The sequence below is a fragment of the Bradyrhizobium sp. UFLA05-108 genome (genome assembly GCF_059803455.1).
Map to the genome: position 1 here is coordinate 1 of NZ_JBANAZ010000169.1, position 2,308 is coordinate 2,308.

Annotated in this window: 4 protein-coding genes; 3 read left to right on the forward strand and 1 reads right to left on the reverse strand. The window is 57.2% G+C overall.

Features of this window, described 5'->3' with window-relative positions; genetic code table 11:
* On the forward strand, positions 1 to 194 hold a 194-nt coding region (locus SO140_RS45655; RefSeq protein ID WP_498544172.1), incomplete at its 5' end, for a hypothetical protein.
* A 161-nt stretch (positions 195 to 355) separates the two neighbouring features.
* On the opposite strand, the gene SO140_RS45660 is transcribed toward SO140_RS45655, so the two are convergent.
* Positions 356 to 655: an H-NS histone family protein gene (locus SO140_RS45660; protein ID WP_474805064.1), complete on the reverse strand. Its 300-nt coding sequence runs from the start codon at positions 653 to 655 to the stop codon at positions 356 to 358.
* Between the two features lie 424 nt (positions 656 to 1,079).
* On the opposite strand from SO140_RS45660, the gene SO140_RS45665 reads away from it, so the two are divergent.
* On the forward strand, positions 1,080 to 1,493 hold the full coding sequence (locus tag SO140_RS45665) for a DNA ligase-like domain-containing protein (protein WP_474805062.1): 414 nt from the start codon (positions 1,080 to 1,082) through the stop codon (positions 1,491 to 1,493).
* Between the two features lie 645 nt (positions 1,494 to 2,138).
* Positions 2,139 to 2,308, forward strand: a 170-nt coding sequence (locus tag SO140_RS45670) for an ATPase domain-containing protein (RefSeq protein WP_498544173.1), incomplete at its 3' end; no start/stop codon positions are given.

Sequence of the window (2,308 nt, forward strand, 5' to 3'; positions counted from 1 at the left end):
CGCCAGCTGATCGATCCGGCCCATGCCGGCGAACGTGGTGGCCTAAGCTCAGCTACACCACGCCACGGGACACGATCCTTTCCGCTGGCGTCGTCGATTTCCTCGGCAACACTCAATGCGAGATCGTAATCCTCGACCGACAGCTTGCGAGCTTTGACCTGCAGTTAGACGTGGCGGTACTGTATATCGGCTAGACGCTTTGCCAGTAGCCTCCCCTGAGATAATTCAATGGCGGCGTCCCTCGTGCCGAATGACCTGTAGGTCTCGGCGCGGGCCGATAGCGCGGGTTGCACGAATTGCGCCTGTGCGATGAAGCTGATCTCTAACTCCTGGGCGGGCTGTGCATTGGGCAACCTCATCGCTTGTTAGCCCGCGCAATTCTGAAATCGTCGATCCGCTTGCCCGATCTCAACTGCGCGACCAGCCAACGCGGCCGCTTGCCTCGACCTGCCCACGTTTCAAAGGGCCGATCAGGATTGCGATATTTTGGGTGTACCGGCGGGTACGGTCGACGCTCAGAAACCCGCAACCGTCTCAGGCGCTCGTCGAGCAGCATTTTTTCCTGTTGGATTCTTTGCTCCAATACCTGGGAGATTCTGCCGTGGAGCGCCCACAGGTCGTCTATATTCATCCGTTCGAGCTCGGCTTGTTTCATGACCGTTCCTCCGTCACATCCCAAGCCCCCGCATGTAAATTCTATAACATATTTATCTTTCCCATTTAAGTAGTATTATGGGGATAATGCTCGACTCGTGGTTCCGATCAAGACTCAGTCAATTCGGATCTCCAAAACTTGTTTTGATATGGGTGTCCAACTCTGGATTGTTTAAATTCTTGATACTACCGGTCCCTCTTTAACAACCAATGTCGTCGACCATTCGGGATTTCATAGTGTTGCGCTGTCCGAATCCCAATCCAGAATGGGACGGCGCCTCCAGGCTCGCAATTGGGAGCTATCTTTCCGCCATGCGCAGCACATCCATGCGCAGCACATATGGACTCAGGGAAGCAGGTCCCGGCAAGACCTGACCGGCTCTACGAAATTAAGCACGGCGGCTATCGAATGCTGGTCATCCGGGATGAACGAGCGCGAGCACCTGCTGTCCCGCAACGGCAGCGATTGGACCCAGCAATGTCCGTGGATCACAGCGGCCGCGCTGAAGAACCGTCAGAAGCATTTCGTCATCGATGGCGGTGATCCTTTCCGACTTCGATGCGCTGCACTCGCGCAGGCACGACCACGAGGTCAATTCTACGCCTTCGTCGTTCTCGCCATGGGTGGCGAAGACTTGCGCGACCTGCCGTTGCACCTGCGCGAGACCAAACTGGAGAAACTGCTGACACAAAGGCCGGACGGGATCACCGTTGCGCGTTCAAGCAGGGCGAGATCGAGCCCGCGCTATTCCGAGCCGTATGCCGCGTGGGTCTTGAAAGTCTTGTGCATCGTGACCAGCCTTACCGGGGAGGTCCACAGAAGCACTGGGTCAAGGTGAAGAACCGCAGCCATCCAGCGATGGAGCGGGAGCTTTAGCAGCTAACCGATTTCCGACAGCTAAATTGGTCGCGTCGGGAAACTTTTCTGGCTTGGCTTGGTTTAAATATCGATCCCTCGAGAAAGAAGCGGCCATCAGGCGGCCTCAGCATTCAATCCGGAGTGCTGGGGTTGTTCGCTCGCCGCTCGCAGGACCGAGCTTTTGGGGAGCCTACATGGGAGGAGAACTGAAAACTGCTCTACTAATTGCGGCAGGACTTGCGTTTGTCTGCTTTTCGGCAGCTCTCATGGCTGCCAGCGTTATCAGCTGAACCAGCCGCGCGAGGACGGAGCATAGGATCCGATGAGGCCGCATTTAGATCCGTCGTGCAGTTGTTGAAAGGTCTTCGCCACAGCAGAGCAGCACAGGCTTAGCAACCGTCTCTCAAACCGACGTTTGAACGATTGTTATGAAGGTGCTTTCAGAAGGAGTACGCAGGAGTTTGCGGCAGGTGAGGCTCTACGGCTACCTCGTCGGGCGAAACGAGCCAATGCCGCATCCGCGGGATGCTTTGCGCCAGGCGGCTCCGTTTCTGCCGACCAGCTCGCTCGCGGCCGGCCGAGCGTATGACAGTGTGGAAAAAGGCAGCAGGGATCGGACAATAGAGTGTCGCAACGGATCGAGCGTCAAGCAAGGACAGGCATCGAGGGGCTGGATGACGTACTGGGAGGAGGACTTCAGCGTGGACGCGCATTCCTCCTCGAAGGTGCCCCGGGCACCGGCAAGACGACAGTCGCGACGCAGTTCCTGATCGCGGGAGCGGAGGCTGACGAGTG

Bases quoted from the DNA above. Each gene is read 5' to 3' on its own strand.
- SO140_RS45660 (WP_474805064.1), bottom strand. From the start codon at position 655: ATGAAACAAGCCGAGCTCGAACGGATGAATATAGACGACCTGTGGGCG.
- SO140_RS45665 (WP_474805062.1), top strand. From the start codon at position 1,080: ATGAACGAGCGCGAGCACCTGCTGTCCCGCAACGGCAGCGATTGGACC.